Genomic DNA, 17,685 nt, shown 5'->3' with positions numbered 1-17,685 from the left:
TTTACTTAACTAAATCCAGGTTATAGATTTATGCAAAAAACTACCCTTCTAACATTTAGTCTATCGTTTCTAGTAGTATTACCAGCAATGGCACAATTAGGCAATGTTTGGACTGATTTTCAATCTTACTCTGTAGATGTGCAAAACTATCTCAGAAATAATCTTAGTGAAACTTTAAAACCGCTAGAAACTAGAACTCAAAGTTCTCTAACAGGTGCTACGGGAGACTTGAATATACCTAATCCTATTGCGGCTGGGCAACAAATTCAAAGTGATCTAATTCTCAACTCAATTTCAGATAAATTTGAGAATAATCCAGCAGTCAGATCAGCATCAGTTAGTAACGAAATTAATCGTTTTCTGACGCGTAGCTCTGTAGAGGGGGTTATGGGTACAAATGGACAAGCACGATTAAAAAATAAGTTGGAAAATACTGAAATGACAGTGAAAAATATTGATGAATCTGTTAAAGAAGCTGAAGAATTTAACCGAAATATACTTGATCAGCTTATCAGTCAAATTCCTGGGAATGAACTTGCTAATCGAGCAATAGCACAAACAAATCGGAGTCAAGTTGAGTTACAGTTGCAAGCTCTTAAAATTCAACGCGATCAATCAAAAATGATCAGCGAGACACTTGCTCAGACGGTACAAACAAATCAGTCTTTGCAATACTCTAACTTGAATTTAGCCAATATTTCTCAGCAAATGGAACAGGCAAATCGCGCTCGCCGAGTAGATGGTTCAACAGAAGCAGCACGGCTTTTACGCACTACTTCCCAAATGGATTTATTTGGAAGACAAACTGAAAACTAGCATTTTATAGAACTTACGCAAAATACCTCTCTAGCTCCTATTCCTCAGTGTTCTCCGTGCCTCTGCGGTTTGATTCTTCTTTAACTTGTGCGTAAGCCCTAATTTATTATTTATCCGTTTTTACATTGACCTTTCTTGTTAGAGAAAGTCTAATAACTTAAAATGCAGATTCATCTTTTGCAATTATTTGCTCAACTTGGTATCAACGAAACTCTCGAAAATGGTGCTGCAACTGCCAGAAGCATTGCCGAAGGTTGGGATAATCAATGGCTAGATTTATTACAAAATAATACCAGCAATAATTTATATGGATCGCTAACAAATTTAGGCGTGTTTTTCGCTGTAGGAACGCTATTGTTTTTTATGATGCAATGGCTAAAAGATTTAATATACAGTGAATATTCTCGCCCCATATCGGCTTTGATTTGGCCTTTCGTGGTAGTCTTGCTATTAAGCAATTCGGGAGAAGGTAGTATACTTTCTAACCTAACATTGGGACTGAGAAACTTTATTAACACTGTAAATCAGCAAGTAGTGACTACAGCAGATGCCAATCAAACTTATCAGCAAGCAGTAAATATGAGTGTTGCGGAAGAAGTTGCTGGTTCTTTACTTCGTCCTTGTCAGTCATTAACTGGTGAACAACAAACTCAATGCTTCGCCAAAGCCAGCGAAAAAATTGACGACCTTTGGCGAGATTACAGAGATTTATATGGAAATAAAACTTGGATAAATAGGTTAGAAAATCAGGTAAATCAAATCAGATTTGGTACAGGGATTGTCTCAGATATTGCTTTTAATTCTTTGTTAGGAAATACAGTACAGACTAGTATTAAAAGTTTTTTATTTTCCTTGCAATATGCTTTTCAAAATTTGATAGAAGCGACAATGCTCCTGATAGCAGCTTTGGGGCCAATAGCTGTAGGTGGTTCTTTACTTCCGGTTGCAGGTAAACCAATTTTTGCTTGGCTGACAGGGTTTTTATCTGTGGGAATTGCTAAGATTTCATTTAATATTATTGCTGTGTTAACTGCCGCAGTGATTGTTAATGGCCCAGCCGAAAATCCTAGTGCTAATCCCGATTTAATGTGGTTCATAATTTTTCTAGGAGTTTTAGCACCAATTTTGTCTTTACTTGTAGCCGCATCTGGAGGATTTGCAGTTTTCAATGCTATTAGTAATACGGCTTCTTTAGCAAGAGAGAGAATATAGTAATTCGTAATTAATTGAGATAATGGTGAATTTACTCAAAAAAAGACAACGAACCGGAAATATTCTGACAACCTTTGCGATCGCCACATTCAGTTTGCATCTATTGGTGTTACTTTTATTCATCTTCCAAGGCTTAGAAATTCGTCAACTGAGCCTGAGAAAACCTCCTAACTTTGTGCAGATGATCGATGGTAAACCAATAATTTCTACTGATGATTTAGAAAGAGATCCAGAAACGATTCGCTCATTTGTCAGTAAAACTATGACATCGATGTTTAACTGGTCTGGAAATCTACCACCAACAAATTTTGAAGAAGTCACCAAACCTCAACCAGATCCGGGAATACTTGTGAGAACACCACAAGGTGGTAGTCAAAAAGTTACTACTAGTAGTTGGGTCGCTAGTTATGCCATATCAGAAGATTTTCGCAAAGGGTTCTTAGGCGCGATCGCACAAATCACCCCAGCAGAAGTTTTTTCTACCAATCCTAGCCAAGGCATGTCAGCACAGTTAATTATCAAGCGGGTTTATCCACCTAAAAAAATTGCCCCAGGTAAATGGCGAGTGGGAATGGTAGCTGATTTGATCCAAAAAAAACGAAATGATGATAGAAGAAGAATAACTGCTTTTAATAAAGACTTATTAGTTCGCGCCGTAGATTATTTTCCTTATCCCTTATCTGAGAATAGTACCGATTTGCAAAAAGCCATTTATAGTAACCGCACTGATAGATTAGAAATTTATGAAATTCGTAATCTGTGTTTAATAGATGAGTATAACAACCTGAATGAAAATCAGTTAAAGCAATGTGAAAATAGCAAAACAACTGATACTTTTATCAAATGATTTTTTTGATTTGGTAATTTTGCGATCGCATCTACTCAAATATTTATGCAATTACTGAAACCAGAAAATAAAAAAAGTAGCGTTTTACCGCTATTAGCTGTAGGAACATTTAGCTTACATTTATTTACCTTATTGTTACTAATGTTCCACGGGGCACTCTTACAAGATTTAAGTCGGCAATTGACACCCCAAAGTTTGGTGCAACTCGTTGATGGTAATGCGATAACCGTAGACCCTAAACCAAGTTATGAACGATATCCAGAGGCGATTCGTCGCTTTGTAGGTGAAACCATGACCCTCATGCTTACCTGGTCTGAGCAACAGCCGCCGAATACAATCTGGGAAATTAGTTCCCAACTATTAAGTGATGATTTAAAACCAAAGTTTAAATCAGAAATCACCAATTTAACTTCAACTACGCAGTTACAAAATATTAATCGGGGCACTGAATATGTGTTGGTAGTCCAACAAATTTCTCAACCAACCCCAATAGGTGAAGGGAGATGGAAAGTAGAAATGCTTGCCAATCAATTAGCTTTTAGTAGTTCTGATAATCTAGGAACCTCAACTGCGTTTAATAAACAAATATTAGTCAGAGCCATAGATCAGCAAGCAACTTCACTGCCAGATGTTGCTCCTTTGCCGTGGCATCGAGCTGCTTACCGCCTTGGCGAAGCTAGGCTAGAAATTTACAATATATGTGAAATAACTGATAAAAACTGCTCTTAAAATTACATCAAAGCATAAACACCATGACTTCTTATTCAATTCCTTCAGAAACTCCTACCAAAAATCTACTTACTCGCAGTACCGATAATTCTCAGCCTGAAGTAGATGCTTCCGATTGGGAATCACAAATGGCACGATTGGTTGGCTTTGAACAAGAACCTCCAACTGTCAATGTCGAAGCAATAGAAGACTCAGCTAGCTTACAACCTCCGCTTTCTGAGCCGGAAGAAGTTCAAACCAAACAACCCCTCTCATCTAATCCCTTCGCTAAATTAGCTGTGGTTGGTAGTGCTACCTTAGCTGTAGTTTTGTTAGCTGGCGGGTTTTTATCTCAGATGATGAATACCGGCAATCAAAGACCAGCAAATGATGTAGTTTCCCCAGTGGCTCAACCACAACCAACAAATGCATCTCGCCAGCAAACTTTAGAACAAGAAATAGAAACTCTCAAAACCAAGTTAGCCCTAGCTGAACAAGCACAAGCAGTGACAGCAGCACAGCAAAATCTCAGAGCTGCAAGACCTGTTTCTCAGGCTGAAGTTAAACCAACTCCACAAGAATCTAGAGTGAGGCCAAGAATGATACAACCAACAACACCCCCACCTGTACGAACAGTTTACGTGCCTCAAATAGTCACAGTTGAGCGTGCTGTTCAACAACCTACACCTCAACCACCCCGTCCACAAAACTCTCTTGCTGCTTTGCCACCAGCTGCGAACCCAGAAGCTCAACCATCCCCACCTGACCCCCTTGATGAATGGAAAAGGCTAGCAAAATTAGGTAGCTACGGCGAAGTTCAAGTATCTGAAAATAATCAAGCGAGTGCTAATGTCGTTACTTCTCCACCTGGGATGAATAACAATGCAGCATCACAGACAATCAACCCGAATACGAATCCTGCACCACAACCACAACAACAACCTTCTGTAGTCAGCCAGAACCAATCACAGAATCCGAAATCAGTAAAAGTAGGAACCAGTGCTAAAGCTGTGCTAGCAACAGCCATATTCGGAGAAACTACAAGATCAAGAAATAACGATAAAGACGAAAATCAAAACGTATTTGTTGTGAAACTAAAAGAACCGCTAAAAGCTGCGAATGGGGAGATTGCTTTACCTGCAAATACAGAACTACTAACTCAAGTGGGTGCCATTTCCGAGCAAGGTTTGTTACAGATGGAAGTAGTCAAAATTATTTCGCAAGATCAAAATGGTAATCTTACAGAAAAAAGCTTACCAACCAATGCAATTATTATTCGTGGAACTCAAGGTAAACCTCTCGTAGCCAATAAATATCCTAATTCATCTGGCTCTATAGCAAGTATGGATGCAGGATTATTCGTTTTGGGAGGTATTGGGAAAGCCGCAGAGTTATTTAATCGTGCTGATACCGAATACAGATGTCCTCCTAATGGAAGTAATAATAATAATGATATCTGTGCCTTGACTACCAACAATAGACGCAACATTCCAGCTGGGATTTTGGAAGGTGGTTTGAACTCTTTAGTTCCCCAAATTTCGCAACGTAATCAGCAGGCGATCGCCCAAATGTCGCAACAAACTAATGTTTGGTTTATGGCAGCTGGAAAAAATGTTGAAATATACGTTAATCAAACAATGCAATTTTAATCTTTACAGGAAATCCCTTAATCTACAACTCGAATTTGTGTCATCGTTCCCTATCTAAATTATTTCCCAGGTTGCAGCCATGAAACACACCAATTCACCAGGAGAACACCCAGTTTATTCTCATTTATTTCTACTGGCTTCCCTGACTTTCTCTGGTGCAATGTTACTTTTGGCGGGTCGTGCCGTAGCTAATAATGCTGTTCTCCGTTCTATGTTTTCCTGTCAAGCACAGGGTTTAGGGGGAGCATTACCTACTATCAATGTATGGTATCAACAAGGTACAAATTTAAGTTTTCTGCCCTCTGGAGAAACTATTAAAAAAGTTTGGTTAAATGATCCGTCGCAGGTAACTATGGATTTTGATGGCCCAATGTGTATGCAGTTTGGTCAAGAACGCAACATGAACTCAGGAGATTGTAAAAATTCAGCCGCAAATGTCATTCAACTCAGGCGAATTCAAAAAATAAATATTCCAGGATTGCCTGACATTGATAATACACTTTTAACTGTAATTACTGAAGGGCAAGGTAAAACCAAACTCTATACATTTAAAATTATGTATGAAGAATCTAACCCGGATTATCATACCCTAGCAATTTATGCTGATCCTCCCTCTGCTAGTGCCACACCTTGCGTTAGAACTTCTAAGTGATGTCTATCGCTTTCTTAACTAACAGGACTTACGCAAAATTATGAAAAAACGTAGATAGACAAAGGACACAAAGTAAAGAGGTTTTAGAAAGTTATTGCGTAAGTCCTAACTAAAATTTCTCGCTAATTGACCTAGACGCTTCAACACACTCAAAACTTTATATAGTTAGGACTTACGCACTATTTACGGAATAACGTAGACACGCTAGTGGCTTGCCGCAGGCTACCGCAGAGGGCACTGAAGAATGAGAGTTTTAGAGATATTTTGCGTAAGTCCTGATAATTACTCAGGGACTCACTAACGTAATTTGTAAATCAAGTTAATACTGTTGTATTTAAATACATTGCATGAAATGGGAAATATCATGATGTGTATTCAACAGCATAAAAGGCTGAGAGTTTGCAGTGGTCAGAAGGCGATCGCTTTTAACTCGACTGGGTTATATGAAAATGAAAATATAGTGATTTCCAGTCCTAATAATTTACAGGCGATCGTTATCAGTTTTTCTAAGATTGGTATTGTTAAAAACGATGAGGCATATCAACCAGCGTTTCAAAATATTATCTCAACATTTGAGTTCATCACTAAATAAAACTAAAAAGGAAAGTTAAAAGTCAAGCCAGAGTTTGATAAAAAACGAATTGGTATAAAAAATAGTGCATAAAAAAGTAGAGCTACTGAAAACTAGAGGGAGTAACTCAAAAAAATTGACCAAAGGAAAATTTGAAGAAAATGACAATCAAACTAATAAATAGTAGCGACGACAAGCACTAGGGAAAAATTGTAATCAGTTGCCAAAACGGTTAGGACAAAGACTGATGCTGAAACCTAGACAATGAAATCTTTTCCTCCCTGTTCCCTGCCATAACATCTAATAAACTCATTTCTCTGGGTTCATCAAACTCTCCATCGCCTGTTGTAAATCATTCGTCAAATCAGCAACAGCTTGTCTCGCACCTAAACGATTTTCTTTATACGTTGAGTAACGCTCTGAGACAGAGATTGGCTGACCAATCGTAATTTTTACCTGTTGTTTACCTAATTGCGGGCGTTGAGATGTTTTATCGCCTTTAATGCGAGCAATCATCTGCCATAAAATCAAAGTTGTCTCCGCAAATCTTTCTACTGTCGGTTTTTCGCGGATATAGTTACCGGAAACTGCTACGAAACTTTCTACTAAACGCATGTGCCACATTCGGGCATTTGCTTCTTCAGCAACCCGATCGCCTAAAGCTTTTTCTACAGGCGATAGAGCTTTAACATCTTTAAAATCTTCTCTAAATATATTATTCCAGGCAGCTTGCTCTACTCGCCGACAGCGATCGCTTAATTTTCCTTTAGACTGCAAGTCAAAATGTTGTTCTGATATTTGCAACGCTGCATTCAACAAAGCTTGCAAACGTACTGCTAGGACTTCATTTCTATCACTAATTTCTGTTTTGACATCTGGCAAATTTTGATGATAAAACCGCTTATAAAATTTCTCCATTAAGTCAAGCAAATGTTCCGCTAAAGTCAACAATCGGGGATAAAGTGACTCTAAACAAGGAACATTACCTTGGTTCGCTGAATTTATCGGCAAGCCACTAGCTGCTTCTAACTCACTTAAAAGCCCAGCGATCGCCCTCCAAGGAGTGTCAACATAACTATATTTAATCCCAACTGGTACAATTAGAACCTGCTCGGAACGGTTGTCTTTGTGCAAATCTTCAGCACACCAAAAGCCTAATTGGGCGATACCAGGTTCTAGAGGGCTAACTTTCTCCGAAAGACCATTAGTAGCTCCTTCTGGCGCGGCAGCCATCGGAAATCTGCCATTGGCAAACAAGTCACGCGCCGAACGTAACCCTGTCCAGTCAGCCTTACCCCGCTGGATGGGAGTTCCACCCAAACGCGAAGCTACCCACCCAACATAAGAACCAGCCCATAGAGGAATGCCGCGATCGTAGATAAAATGAGCGTGAATTGGAGATTGTAGTGCTGTACCCTGCTCTCGTGCTACCCTTGGCACGAGTTGAGAAAACAAATAAGCCAAACAAAATGGATCGTCTGTTTTGGGATGGCGAAATGCCAGCAAAAAGCGGATTTTACCCTCTTGAAACTGGCGATAAAGATCCACTAAAACCTCTAGGTTGTCTGCTTCAATTTGGGTAATAGCTGTTTGCCAACTAATCCAACTTGGTAGCAACAAATGCACAGCCTGTAGAAATAGGGGATTGAACTTCGGAGGTATAAATTCTAAAGGTGGCTGCGCTTGATAAATTACATCTGACAAGGTAGTTTTCTCCTCAAGTTGCAATTAGAGATTTTAGATTAACCGAATTTGAGAGATTAGCAATTCTGGAAAGGGAATAAACGATGCGACTGTCACAAATGTTATTCGTTACGCTCCGGGATGATCCAGCTGATGCTGAGATTCCCAGTCATAAATTATTACTCCGTGCAGGTTATATTCGTCGCATCGGTAGCGGTATTTATGCTTATTTACCACTGATGTGGCGGGTACTCCAAAAAGTTTCCCAAATTGTCCGAGAAGAGATGAACGCCACAGGGGCACAAGAATGTCTCCTTCCCCAGTTACAGCCAGCGGATTTATGGAAGGAATCGGGACGCTGGGATACTTACACCAAAGCCGAGGGCATTATGTTCTCCCTCATTGACCGCCGGGAGCAACAATTAGGATTAGGGCCAACTCATGAGGAAGTAATCACGACAATTGCCCGTGATATGATTCGCTCTTATCGGCAATTACCACTGCATCTCTACCAAATTCAAACTAAATTCCGAGATGAAATTCGTCCCCGTTTTGGTTTAATGCGCGGGCGGGAATTTATTATGAAAGACGGCTATTCATTCCATGTCGATGAAACTAGCCTCAAGGAAACTTACCAGGATATGTATCAAGCATATACAAATATGCTGCGGCGTTCTGGTTTAGCTTTTCGAGCCGTAGAAGCTGATTCTGGAGCAATTGGTGGTTCTGGTTCGACAGAATTTATGGTGTTAGCAGAAGCTGGTGAAGACGAAGTTCTTTACACCGAAGATGGCAAATATGCCGCTAACGTAGAAAAAGCAGTTTCTTTACCAATTGACGCAGAACCTTCACGGTTTACAACCTATCAGAAACACGATACACCTGGAACAGATACGATTGATAAGCTCTGCCAACTCCTCAAATGTTCTCCTACCCAAGTAGTGAAAAATGTTCTTTATCAAACAGTTTACGACAATGGGATAACAGTTTTGGTTTTGGTTAGCATTCGTGGTGATCAGGAGGTGAATGAGGTCAAATTGCAGAATGAATTGACCAAAATAGCTGCTGATTATGGTGCTAAAACTATTATTGCTTTAGATGTACCGAATGTAGAAACGCAACAAACATGGACAGCTAAATCTCTGCCTTTAGGATATATTGCTCCTGATATTGCCGATGAATATATTAAGGGCAATAAACAGATTCATTCTCAGTTTGTCCGTTTGGTAGATCAAACAACTGTTGATTTAAAAAACTTCGTCACAGGAGCGAATGAGACTGGCTATCACGTAGTTGGTGCAAATTGGGGTAAGCAATTTCAACTACCAGCACGAATAGTGGATATACGGAAGGCAAGACCAGGCGATCGCGCCGTTCATAACCCTGAACAAACTCTCTTCAGTGCCCGTGGGATTGAAGTTGGTCATATCTTCCAATTAGGTACTAAATATTCCCAAGCAATGGGAGCAACTTATACCAATGAACAAGGTGAAGAAAAGCCTCTATTTATGGGTTGTTTTGGGGTAGGTGTGTCACGTTTAGCGCAATCGGCTGTAGAGCAATCTTACGATAAAGATGGAATTATTTGGCCAGTAGCGATCGCACCCTATCACGCGATTGTCACAATTCCTAATATTAATGACGCTCAACAAGTTCAAGTTGCTCAACAACTCTACACCGAACTTAATCAAGCTGGCGTTGAAACTTTATTAGATGACCGCGATGAACGGGCCGGAGTAAAATTCAAGGATGCTGATTTAATTGGTATTCCTTACAGAATAGTCACAGGGCGAGCGATCGCTAATGGCAAAGTTGAAGTTGTAGAAAGAGCAACTCGTAAATCCCAAGAAATTGCCATTGATGAAGTTATAACTACACTCCAACAATGGATTACAGCCGCAATAGAAGCTAAAAATTAAACGCCCTAAATACATTTATACATAGAAAAATTTCCTAGTGCTGGAACTTCTATAGGTTCGCAGAGGATTAAATACTCTGCGTTCCTCTGCTTGATCATGTCAAAAATTTCAAGAGAAGATTGAGATTTATAGATTTACATAATTTGGCAGGTGACGGATTACAATTGAAAATTCTAAAATATAAACATGAACTCCCTTGGAATATAGCGGTGTTTGAATAATCGCAACATTTTTGAAGTATTGAGCCATCATTTAGGTTTTGGGAAACTCTCCACTTGCAAGCATCGTCCTTAACCAGGCTGCTCTTCACAAAAAAAATTATCTCAGTCCTCAGTCAGGAAGGTTTTAAAGATGACAGACCAACAAGGATCTAACCGTATTTCTTCAGGTGTAATTGCAGCCGTTTCAGCAGCGGTTGTAGCCGTAAGTGGCGGCGTAGCTTGGTTAACGTGGAATTCTCCCAACCCCAACCCTACTACACCGTCAAAATCCTCTCAAACAGTAACTAAGCCAGGTCAGTCACAGCCATCAACCACGCAGCAAGGTAACGAAAAAACTGCAAATATTTACTGGCTCAGACCAAAAGAAAAAAGTGTAGATTTGGTTCCTCAGCCAGTTCAAATAGCAGCTACACAGCCTAACCAAGTTTTAGAGAAAGCTTTTCAAAGTTTGTTAGAAGGCCCAACAGAAGCAACAGATTCTACAACCATCCCCAGGGGGACTAAGTTGCTGGGGCTAAAGATGAACAATGATGAAGTTCACGTCAACTTATCTGAAGATTTTACTAAGGGTGGTGGGAGCACTTCAATGGTTGCTCGCGTAGGACAAATAGTTTACACTGCTACAACTTTAGATCCTAACGCCAAGGTGTACATTGATGTGAACGGTAAACAGTTGGATGTTTTAGGCGGCGAAGGCGTAGAATTACAGCAACCATTGACTCGTGAGAAATTTAAACAAAACTATCCCCTTTAGTGTAAGAGTCAGTGGTCAGTAGTCAGTGGTCAGTAGCAAATGACAACTGACAACGCCAAAACTAGTACTATTTTAAAGTACTTATACTCAGTAGCAACTGACAACTGACAACTGACAACTAACAACTGACTTAAAGCTTGCTGTTTAACACACGAAAGCTACGGGCTTGCTGTTCTAATCTAGTGGCTAGGCGATCGCAAACACGATTGCACAATTCAAAAATCATTTGATCTTCCACCCGGTAGTAAGCACAAGTTCCTTCACTGCGGCGGCTAAGGATTCCTGCTTGCCACATTACTTTCAGATGTTTAGACACATTTGCTTGTGAAGTCTGTGTTGCCTCTACCAATTCTTGCACGCATTTTTCTTCGTCCCGTAGTAAGTGTAACAACCGTAGGCGCATCGGCTCACTTAAAAGGCTGAAGTATTCGGCCACTTGTTGCACCACTTCCGGTGGTACAGGCAACGCTTGTTTCATCAGGATTGACCCGCAGATCTGACAGTTTTTAGCAACGACTCATTTTGGTATTAATGAATCATTTGATATATACATTAATACTTAATCAGGGTTAATTCGCATCAAAGGATGACCATATTCCACTGGTTCACCATTTTGGACAAGAATTTCCATTACTTGTCCAGATACTTCAACTTCAATTTCATTCATCAGCTTCATAGCTTCAATGATGCAGACTGTTTGACCTTTACGGACGCGATCGCCCACTTCTACAAATGATGCCTCACCGGGTGCAGGAGCGCGATAAAACGTTCCCACCATCGGCGAAGGTACTTCCACCCATTTTTTATCAATTGTTGAAGGAGGATTGGCTGACAACTGCACACTAGACCCAGTTACGGCATTGTCCGAAATGCGATTTGTCCCTACTTCTGATATTGGAGGTGGGGCTATTTGTGTGGCTATCGGTGAAATTGATGTTGTTCCCGAACTAACCAAACTACTTGACGCTGTTTGACCAACTGACACAACGTGGCTACTAACGTTAACAGCTTTACGCACCGTTAATTCCAATTCTTCACTTTTAAGTGTGACTTCGGCAATATCTGTTTGAGCAATAGTTACCAGCAGTTGGCGAATTTCATTAAAGTCCAATGGCACAGTTTTTACTACCTCGACCTGTCTGTAAATTAATCATCATTAATTGTCGCAAGAATTTAATCCCTATTCAGGGATTGAAATGAGAATTTGTTTTAGGATGTGATGAAACTTATTCTCTGCCTAAATATTTGTCTTCACGGGTATCAATTTTAATTCTTTCACCTTGAGCAACAAACAACGGAACCATGATAGTTGCTCCAGTTTCCAGCACAGCTGGTTTAGTACCACCAGTAGCTGTGTCACCTTTAATACCTGGATCGGTTTGAACAATTTCCAAAACCACAGAGTTGGGCAGTTCCACCTCTAGCACTTGTTCGCCCCAACGAATGACGTTGACTTCCATACCTTCTTTAAGATATTTAACGCGATCGCCAATTTGGGCTACAGTCAATCTGCCTTCTTCGTAGGTTTCCATATCCATAAAGACCAACTCATCGCCCTCTTTATAGGTATGCTGCATCGTAATTTTTTCTAAAGTGGCTTGCGGCACTGTTTCCCCAGCTCGGAAAGTTTTTTCGAGTACTTTCCCACTCTGGACATTTTTTAGTGTTGTTCTCACAAATGCGGAACCTTTGCCTGGCTTAACGTGGAGGAAATCTATCACTCGCCATACAGTCCCATCTAAAACAATTGAGACACCGGGTCGAAAGTCGTTACTAGAAATCATGAAGCTTTAAAATTTTGGAAGACAATCGGCATTTATTGTACCCTTCTGGGGTGGTCATTGGTCATTTGTCATCTGTCATTTGTCGTTAGACTCAGCACTACTACTGTGGGAAGATGATTGATGGGTTACGCCTAGTCAACAATTTGATGCTGAATTTAAGCCATCCCATGTTCAACTTATTTAAATCCTGGCTGAAGAACAGCCTAACGATAATATTGTTGGTAACAATATTTTTAGGCATAAATACCGCTGGCTGGACTTTCTCCAGTGATGCCGCCCTGCCAGCAGGGAATGCAATTACCGACGGCAAGGCTTTGTTGCGGTATGCACTCCCGATAGAGAATAAACCAGTACGGCAACTACAAGCCAGTTTAGAAGACATTTCTACTCAACTGCGGGCTAATCGGCGATGGGGCGCTATTTCCAAAGACCTCAGCAAAGCGTCCCGTGTTCTCGATCAACCTTCCCAAATCCTAGCAAGCGTTCCCGAAGAGCGCCAGCCCCAAGCAGAAGCTTGGATTGCTGAGTTGAAATCTGGTGTAGATGCACTAAAAGAATCGGTAAAAGTCAAAGACAAGGAACAAATTCTTGAAGGCAGAAACAAACTGCTAAATATCGTTACCCAATTAGAAGAATCAATGGTGACAGGATTTCCCTTTGAAGTACCTGCCCAGTACAGTAACCTACCCCAGCTAAAAGGTCGTGCCACTATCGAAATGAAAACCACTAAAGGCAATTTAACTTTAGTGGTCGATGGTTACAGCGCTCCTGTTACAGCAGGTAACTTTGTAGATTTAGTGCAACGAGGTTTTTATAACGGCTTAAAATTTACCCGTTCTGAAGAATCTTACGTGCTGCAAACCGGAGACCCACCAGGAAAGGAAGTAGGTTTTATTGATCCCAAAACTAATAAATACCGTGCCGTTCCCTTAGAAGTTTTAGTTGAAGGTGATCAAGAACCAACTTATGGCATTACTCTCGAACAAGCTGGCCGTTATCTTGATATGCCTGTATTGCCTTTTTCTTCTTTTGGTGCATTGGCAATGGCTCGCCCTGAAACTGAAGTTAATGGCGGTTCTTCACAATTTTTCTTCTTCCTATTTGAACCGGAACTTACCCCTGCGGGACGCAACCTCTTAGATGGTCGCTACGCCGTTTTTGGCTATCTCACCGAGGGCAAAGAAGTTTTGGATCAACTCAAAGAAGGTGACAAAATTGAATCGGCAACTGTCGTTCAAGGAATAGAAAATTTAGTGGAACCCCAAGCAGCATAATCAATTTTGGATTTTAGATTTTAGAATCAATCTAAAATCTAAAATCTTGCTAGCTCAGGTTTCCAGCAGTGAACACCTGATCAACTGTGAGCGCTAATTTTGGAAAAGCCCGTGATATTATTTGCTGACTGGCAGTAAACACGCTTTCTTCGTATAGTCCTTCTTCCAGTAATAAAATTGAAATTTTTGCAGCCATTGGGTCTACAATCCAATATTCAGGAACCTCCAATGCTGCATATTCGGATCTTTTATGGCGATAGTCTCGTTTTACAGATTCTGGACTGACTACCTCTATAACCAATAAGGGGGATGACTGAAATACTGCTGAAACATTGATCAATTCCTTTGCTTGCTCCAGCGTCACCACACACAAATCACTCAACCGAGATTTATTTCTACCCGTTCTCACCCCACTTTCTCGAAAACACAGCCAAGAAAAGCTACAACGTTTAATTTCTGCTTTCAAGGCAGTATCCAAAAAATCGACAATCAGAAAATGTTGAATAATAGGTGGATTCATTAGCTCTAATTTGCCATCCACCAATTCATAATGAAAACCTGTGCCATCATCATAGGTTAAATACTCTTCAAACGTGATGCTGGTTACTGGTGTTGTTACCATCCCAACTGACTCCTAGGCGATACTTTTATCGTAACTTCAAGTAGTGGTGTGAGCTTAGTCCATACTGAGAAAAACAATTTTAGAGTTGGGAGATACCAATTTATGAACAGTGAGTTATCTTCCCTAAAAGTACAAGACCTTGGTGAACAAGGTCTTTTAGAAAGAGTGCAGCGCTTTTGCCCTGCTGAAATTATTGGGGATGACGCAGCTATTCTGGTGACAGAACCAGGGCAATCTTTGGTAGTAACAACAGATATGCTGGTTGATGGCGTACATTTTAGCAATCTCACCACTTCCCCTGAAGATGCCGGTTGGCGAGCTGCTGCCGCTAATTTATCAGATTTAGCAGCAATGGGTGCTACTCCTGTGGGTATTACTGTTGGATTGGGGCTTCCTGGGAAAGTTAGTGTCAGTTGGGTTGAGCGCTTGTACCAAGGAATGACAGAATGCCTGCAAAGATACCATACCTCGATTGTCGGTGGTGATATTGTGCGATCGCCTACAACTACTCTGGCAATCACTGCTTTTGGTCAAGCTAGCCCCAATAGAATTATTCGCCGTTCTGCTGCTGTTGTAGGAGATGCGATCGTGGTTACAGGCGTTCATGGAGCTGCCCACGCTGGCTTACAATTGCTTTTGCATCCCGAATTAAGGCAAAACCTCAACGATATTGAACAAACGGCTCTAACCAAAGCGCACCAGCGTCCACAACCGCGACTGGATGTCTTACCATTTTTGTGGGAAATTTTATCTTCCCAATCTCCTATTCTGATCGCAGGTATGGATAGTAGCGATGGTTTAGCAGACGCTGTTTTACAAATCTGCCGCGCCAGTAGGGTTGGTGCGGTTTTAGAACACAGGCAAATATCTTTACCTGTAGCTTTTAACCACTGGTTGACAGAAGAGCAAGCACTAAAATACGCCTTATACGGTGGCGAAGACTTTGAATTAGTGCTGTGTTTACCAAAAGAACTAGCAAATACATTAGTCCAGCAACTTGGTCAAGGCGCGGCGATTGTAGGGACTATTACAGCAGGGTCAAAAGTACTATTACACGATAAATACCAAAAATTCCCTGACCAAGTTTTAAGTCTTAGTCAGGGATTTCAACATTTTAGTCAATAGTTAATGGCTATTAATAATTAAACAACAGAATCACTAACAGCTGATAATTAACTTAATTAAGCCCATTTTTCAGCTACTAGTTCAGCCAAATCGAGAACTCGTTGGCTGTAGCCCCATTCATTGTCGTACCATGCCATAACTTTTACCATGTCATTGCCCATAACCAAAGTCAAGCTGGCATCAACAATCGAAGAAGCATCACTACCTTGATAATCGGAAGATACTAGTTGTAATTCGCTGTAGTCCAAAATGCCTTTCATGGGACCTTCAGCAGCATCTTTAAGAGCTTGGTTAACTTCTTCCGTAATAGTACGCTTCTCAACCTGAACTACGAAATCTACCATTGAAACGTTCGGGGTAGGTACACGCAAGGCAACACCATTCAGCTTGCCTTTGAGGTCTGGGATTACCAGCGCCACAGCTTTTGCTGCACCAGTAGAGGTGGGTACAATGTTGATGGCTGCTGCCCTTGCCCGTCGCAAATCCCGGTGGGAAGCGTCTAATAAGCGCTGATCACCAGTGTAGCTGTGGGTGGTGGTCATCGTGCCTTTAATGATTCCGAATTTATCGTTCAACACTTTGGCGATGGGAGCCAAGCAGTTTGTAGTACAACTTGCGTTACTAATGATGTGGTGCTTGTTGTGGTCGTAATCGTGATGATTCACGCCGATTACAAAAGTACCATCCTCGTTTTTCCCAGGAGCAGTGATCAGAACCTTTTTGGCTCCAGCATTCACATGCTTCATTGCTCCATCCTTGCTGGTAAACACGCCTGTTGCTTCGATAATCAGGTCAATGTCCCACTCTTTCCAGGGCAAGTTTTCCGGATTGCGATCAGATACGCATTTAATGGTCTTACCGTTAACGATGATAGAGTTATCATCAGCAGTAATGTCAACATCCTTTAACTTCCCTAGCATCGAGTCATACTTCAGGAGGTGAGCATTCGTTCTAGGGTCTGATGTGTCATTAACAGCCACAAGATCAATTTTGCTATTTTCTCTTCCTACCCAGCAGCGCGCAAAGTTACGTCCAATACGCCCGAAACCGTTGATTGCGACTCTAATCACAGTGTCTTGCCCTCTGTATTTATGCCTATAAATTGATATCTTTGACCCCAATCATATCGCAAAGGGGGGGTGCATTCATAACCGTAAAGTGTTGTATCCATAAAAAAAACACATATTTTATTCAGATTTATCTGAGTAGAGGCTGTGAGCTGTGATATACGATCTAACCGGTTCCGGGACTAGATAACGGATTGACAGGCGATCGCTTGTGGTTTTAACAGAGTCATTGTGGCAAAGTTGACGAATTAGACTTGACGAAACTCCCACTAAGGGTATATTCAGGAATTGCCAGCGAATGTTATGTGACTGCTTTCTGAGTTGTTGCTCCACTTGCTTGCAGATTAACTCGCTTTGAGTTACATTCTCACCACCTAGCAGTCGGGGTGCGATTAACCAATCACACATTTGTGCTAGTTCATGTCCACGATGCCAACGGGGTAAGGTTTGGAAGGTATCTAAACCCACTATCCAGTGCCAGTGAGTATTTGGGTAAAAACTAGATAGATCAATCAAAGTGTTGATGGCGTAGGAATTACCAGAGCGATTTACCTCAATTAGTGAGATAGTAAACGCTGGGTTTTCTCTTACGGCCAACTTCAGCATTTCCACCCGATGCTCAAACGAAACTGCTTTTTTATGAGGAGGATTTAGCGATGGTACCCAAATTATTTTTTCCAGGGGTACTTGATACAAAGCTGTTTGAGCTAAGAGTAAGTGTCCCCAATGAACAGGATCAAATGTGCCGCCAAAAATCGCTAATTGTTGCATCCAGTTATGC

At 41.0% G+C, this 17,685-nt stretch carries 18 protein-coding genes; 11 read left to right on the top strand and 7 right to left on the bottom strand.

From position 1 onward, the window contains the following. Positions 1-30 precede the first annotated feature (30 nt). From I8751_RS00445 to I8751_RS00415, 7 genes are all read left to right on the top strand, one after another. The gene (locus tag I8751_RS00445; RefSeq protein WP_214437205.1) at positions 31-816 is read left to right on the top strand and encodes a hypothetical protein; all 786 of its coding nucleotides are present in this window, start codon (positions 31-33) and stop codon (positions 814-816) included. Positions 817-978: 162 nt separating this feature from the next. Beyond that, complete coding sequence (locus I8751_RS00440) at positions 979-2,028, top strand: hypothetical protein (RefSeq protein WP_214437204.1); 1,050 nt, start codon at positions 979-981, stop codon at positions 2,026-2,028. 22 nt (positions 2,029-2,050) lie between these two features. Next, complete coding sequence (locus I8751_RS00435; protein ID WP_214437203.1) at positions 2,051-2,875, top strand: hypothetical protein; 825 nt, start codon at positions 2,051-2,053, stop codon at positions 2,873-2,875. A 45-nt stretch (positions 2,876-2,920) separates the two neighbouring features. Beyond that, positions 2,921-3,604, top strand: coding sequence for a hypothetical protein (locus tag I8751_RS00430; protein WP_214437202.1), 684 nt, complete (start codon positions 2,921-2,923; stop codon positions 3,602-3,604). A 23-nt stretch (positions 3,605-3,627) separates the two neighbouring features. Next, positions 3,628-5,232: a TrbI/VirB10 family protein gene (locus I8751_RS00425; protein WP_214437201.1), complete on the top strand. Its 1,605-nt coding sequence runs from the start codon at positions 3,628-3,630 to the stop codon at positions 5,230-5,232. 79 nt (positions 5,233-5,311) lie between these two features. Continuing rightward, on the top strand, positions 5,312-5,884 hold the full coding sequence (locus I8751_RS00420; RefSeq protein WP_214437200.1) for a hypothetical protein: 573 nt from the start codon (positions 5,312-5,314) through the stop codon (positions 5,882-5,884). 364 nt (positions 5,885-6,248) lie between these two features. After that, complete coding sequence (locus I8751_RS00415; protein WP_214437199.1) at positions 6,249-6,476, top strand: hypothetical protein; 228 nt, start codon at positions 6,249-6,251, stop codon at positions 6,474-6,476. Between the two features lie 288 nt (positions 6,477-6,764). Here the strand turns inward: I8751_RS00415 and I8751_RS00410 are convergent, their stop codons facing one another. Next, positions 6,765-8,159 (bottom strand): lysophospholipid acyltransferase family protein, encoded by a 1,395-nt coding sequence (locus tag I8751_RS00410; protein ID WP_214437198.1) that lies wholly within the window; start codon positions 8,157-8,159, stop codon positions 6,765-6,767. A gap of 83 nt (positions 8,160-8,242) precedes the next feature. Between I8751_RS00410 and I8751_RS00405 the strand changes: the two genes are divergently transcribed. Together I8751_RS00405 and I8751_RS00400 are read left to right on the top strand one after the other, a co-directional pair. Then, the gene (locus I8751_RS00405; protein ID WP_214437197.1) at positions 8,243-10,057 is read left to right on the top strand and encodes a proline--tRNA ligase; all 1,815 of its coding nucleotides are present in this window, start codon (positions 8,243-8,245) and stop codon (positions 10,055-10,057) included. 351 nt (positions 10,058-10,408) lie between these two features. Further along, positions 10,409-11,032 carry a GerMN domain-containing protein gene (locus I8751_RS00400; RefSeq protein ID WP_214437196.1) on the top strand — a complete coding sequence of 208 codons (624 nt, stop codon included), beginning with the start codon at positions 10,409-10,411 and terminating at the stop codon, positions 11,030-11,032. 130 nt (positions 11,033-11,162) lie between these two features. On the opposite strand, the gene I8751_RS00395 is transcribed toward I8751_RS00400, so the two are convergent. The 3 genes from I8751_RS00395 to efp form a co-directional block, all read right to left on the bottom strand. Continuing rightward, positions 11,163-11,510: an ArsR/SmtB family transcription factor gene (locus I8751_RS00395; protein WP_214437195.1), complete on the bottom strand. Its 348-nt coding sequence runs from the start codon at positions 11,508-11,510 to the stop codon at positions 11,163-11,165. Between the two features lie 81 nt (positions 11,511-11,591). After that, positions 11,592-12,149 carry an acetyl-CoA carboxylase biotin carboxyl carrier protein gene (gene accB, locus I8751_RS00390; RefSeq protein WP_214437194.1) on the bottom strand — a complete coding sequence of 186 codons (558 nt, stop codon included), beginning with the start codon at positions 12,147-12,149 and terminating at the stop codon, positions 11,592-11,594. Between the two features lie 109 nt (positions 12,150-12,258). Continuing rightward, positions 12,259-12,816 (bottom strand): elongation factor P, encoded by a 558-nt coding sequence (gene efp / locus I8751_RS00385; protein ID WP_214437193.1) that lies wholly within the window; start codon positions 12,814-12,816, stop codon positions 12,259-12,261. A 146-nt stretch (positions 12,817-12,962) separates the two neighbouring features. Between efp and I8751_RS00380 the strand changes: the two genes are divergently transcribed. Further along, the gene (locus tag I8751_RS00380) at positions 12,963-14,090 is read left to right on the top strand and encodes a peptidylprolyl isomerase (protein WP_214437352.1); all 1,128 of its coding nucleotides are present in this window, start codon (positions 12,963-12,965) and stop codon (positions 14,088-14,090) included. Positions 14,091-14,139: 49 nt separating this feature from the next. Here the strand turns inward: I8751_RS00380 and I8751_RS00375 are convergent, their stop codons facing one another. Then, positions 14,140-14,712, bottom strand: a complete 573-nt coding sequence (locus I8751_RS00375) for a Uma2 family endonuclease (protein WP_214437192.1) — start codon at positions 14,710-14,712, stop codon at positions 14,140-14,142. Between the two features lie 102 nt (positions 14,713-14,814). Between I8751_RS00375 and thiL the strand changes: the two genes are divergently transcribed. After that, a complete protein-coding gene (gene thiL, locus I8751_RS00370) occupies positions 14,815-15,837 on the top strand; it encodes a thiamine-phosphate kinase (RefSeq protein WP_214437191.1) in 1,023 nt (340 codons plus the stop codon). Positions 15,838-15,893: 56 nt separating this feature from the next. Here thiL and I8751_RS00365 read toward each other — a convergent pair whose 3' ends face one another. Both I8751_RS00365 and nadD read right to left on the bottom strand, forming a co-directional pair. Next, the gene (locus tag I8751_RS00365; protein ID WP_214437190.1) at positions 15,894-16,907 is read right to left on the bottom strand and encodes a type I glyceraldehyde-3-phosphate dehydrogenase; all 1,014 of its coding nucleotides are present in this window, start codon (positions 16,905-16,907) and stop codon (positions 15,894-15,896) included. 117 nt (positions 16,908-17,024) lie between these two features. After that, positions 17,025-17,675 (bottom strand): nicotinate (nicotinamide) nucleotide adenylyltransferase, encoded by a 651-nt coding sequence (nadD, locus tag I8751_RS00360; protein ID WP_214437189.1) that lies wholly within the window; start codon positions 17,673-17,675, stop codon positions 17,025-17,027. Positions 17,676-17,685: the final 10 nt, after the last annotated feature.

The sequence above is a fragment of the Atlanticothrix silvestris CENA357 genome, assembly GCF_016056295.1.
In the GTDB taxonomy this organism is placed as follows: Bacteria; Cyanobacteriota; Cyanobacteriia; order Cyanobacteriales; family Nostocaceae; genus Atlanticothrix; species Atlanticothrix silvestris.
This window is presented reverse-complemented; position numbering and strand designations above follow the sequence as displayed.